The 2,225-nt window shown below is 65.1% G+C and carries 1 protein-coding gene and 2 pseudogenes; 1 reads left to right on the forward strand and 2 read right to left on the reverse strand.

Going from position 1 to position 2,225, the window contains the following annotated elements:
• Together AC07UH_RS21455 and AC07UH_RS21460 are read right to left on the reverse strand one after the other, a co-directional pair.
• Positions 1 to 436, reverse strand: a pseudogene (locus tag AC07UH_RS21455) (GMC family oxidoreductase); the annotation flags it as partial.
• A complete protein-coding gene (locus AC07UH_RS21460) occupies positions 433 to 1,779 on the reverse strand; it encodes an alpha/beta hydrolase (RefSeq protein WP_495182207.1) in 1,347 nt (448 codons plus the stop codon). The pseudogene AC07UH_RS21455 and the gene AC07UH_RS21460, both read right to left, overlap by 4 nt.
• Before the next feature lie 225 nt (positions 1,780 to 2,004).
• On the opposite strand from AC07UH_RS21460, the pseudogene AC07UH_RS21465 reads away from it, so the two are divergent.
• A pseudogene (locus tag AC07UH_RS21465) lies at positions 2,005 to 2,225 on the forward strand (DNA starvation/stationary phase protection protein); the annotation flags it as partial.

Here is a 2,225-nt window from a genome sequence, read left to right on the forward strand (position 1 = left end):
CGTCCCATGGGTAGTCGTCCGGTCCGGATACGCCGGTAAACTGCTCCACCTCCGCAATGTAGCGGATCAATTCGGCGTGATCGATGGGCCAGTCGGCACCCTCGCCGGTCATCGTCTTCAGTTGCAGGTCGCGCGGATCGGGGCGGGGGCAAAAGGCGCCCCAGTGCAAGGTCGACCCGCCGACGCCCATCCCCGAATTGTTCGAACCGAACGCCGTCGGGGTCGCCCCGCCGCTCAGTCGCTCCTCCATCCAGTAGATGTCGGCGGCGATCTCGTCGGCGACGTGGTCGTCGGGGCGGAACGGTCGGCCCGCCTCCAGCGCCACCACCGACAAGCCTGCCTGCGCCAGCCGGGAGGTAAGCGGTGCGCCACCTGCGCCCGTGCCGATCACCACGGCATCGACGACCTCATGCGCACCGTAATGTTTCGACGTCACGAGGCGCGCTCCACCGACGGTTGCCAGGCTTCCAGGTCGTTGGCGCCGGTGCGCGTGTATCCCTGCTTGCGGCGACCATCGCCACCGACCGCGAAGCCGTCATAGCCGATCGCTGCCATCGTCGCCGGCAGCGACATCCAGATGCGCACCGTTTCGGCGCGCACGTCCTCGAACCACAACGCCATCTGTTCGGGAGAGAGCTGTGCCTCATCCTCACGGTTGCCGACCTCGCCGTTGGCCACACGTTCGAGCAAGCGGGTCTGCGCGCCGAGGTCGAGGGAGGCGAAACCATAGGCCGCCATCGTCGCAAGCCCGCGCTGCCATGCCTCACGGTCGGGCGGCAGTATCGCGAAGCGCCAGCCATCCCCGGTCCCGTCCGCGATGCCGCTCAGGATGCGATCCGCCAGAATGGCCGCGCCGTCAGCATCGGGCAGGATCTGCGCGACCAGAGCCGTTGCCATGGTGCGGTTTTCCGCCGACCAGATCGCAGCGGGGGCAGGAGGACGCAGGCGGTCCAGCAGGGCGGCGCGGGTCCTGCGGCTGACGCGATCGGAACCGAGCAGCGTCGCGAAATCGGCGGGCAATTCGGCTTGCGTGACGTTCGCGACATGGCCTTCGATCAACGCGGCGAGCACCTGCGGCTGTTCGTAGGGGATAAGATGGGCCGCTCCCTGCACGACCTGAACATCGGCCGTCACGTAATGCGGCAGGTTGAGCCGATGCTGGGCGTCCTCACCCAGATCGCCATCGTCCGCGCCGGCGAGGATCAGGGCAGGTATCGAGATGATCCCCGCCTCGGCGCTCCAATCCTCCCGACTGCCGCGTTCCAGCCATCCGAGCCATGCCTCGCGGCTCGACCGCCGTACGTCGTCGATCGCCGTGTCGCGTAAGGGGGGCGGCAATCGTGCCGCGGTGTTGGCGTCGACGAACGTTGCGGCTTCGCCGTGTGATGCCTGCTTTTCCGCGAACCAGCCGATCATCTCGGCGCGACGATCCTCGTCCATGGGTTCGGACGAGGGGGGCGATGCGGCAACCAGAACGACGCCTAGGATTGCGGATAATCCGATCTCCCCCCGCGCGGCTCGTGCAGCGACAAGCGTTGCGATCTTGCCTCCCATGCTATGGCCGACGAGCACGCACGAAGACAAAGCGCGAGACCGTATCTCGCCCGCCAGCCAATCCGCCATCGCAGCAACGTTCAGATAGCCATATGGTGCGGCCGCCCCGAAGCCTGGCAGGTCGAGCGCGACGCAATCACGCCCTGGTAGATAATGGAGAACAGGCTTCCACTCTTTCGCGCTTGCACCAAGTGCGTGAAGAAACACCAACGTCGGTCCGGTCATCAGGCCTCGCAAAGTCAACTGCATGCCCGACGTTGCAACGGAAGGTCAGTTCCGAAGCCATGCGCCCGTTGCCAAAAGAACGGTGGGAACCGTTCCAGTGCGCTCGCCGGCCCCGCCCTCCGGCGACCAGCCTCAAAGGATCACAGCTCCTCTGATCGGGACCCTTCGGGCCGGTCCCTTGTTGTGGAGACGCACGATCCTCATGCAATTTCGGAGCTGAACCCCATGGCCAAAAAGCCGTCCAAAGCGAGCAACGCGTCCACGGACGAAGCGCAGCCGCGCTACGGCGTCAATTATCGCGAAATCCAGCCGTACGGTACGTTGAAAGACCTACCGATCGCGCTCGAAGACAATGCGCGTGCCCAGAGCGTGGAAATCCTGAACCAGATTCTGGTCGATACCATCACTCTGCGCGACATGTACAAGAAGCACCATTGGCAAATGTC

The sequence above is a fragment of the Sphingomonas sp. GW821-FHT04B01 genome (genome assembly GCF_059420425.1).

What these genes read in the sequence shown, in the direction of transcription:
- AC07UH_RS21460 (WP_495182207.1), bottom strand. Translation starts at nt 1,779, where the DNA reads ATGACCGGACCGACGTTGGTGTTTCTTCACGCACTTGGTGCAAGCGCG.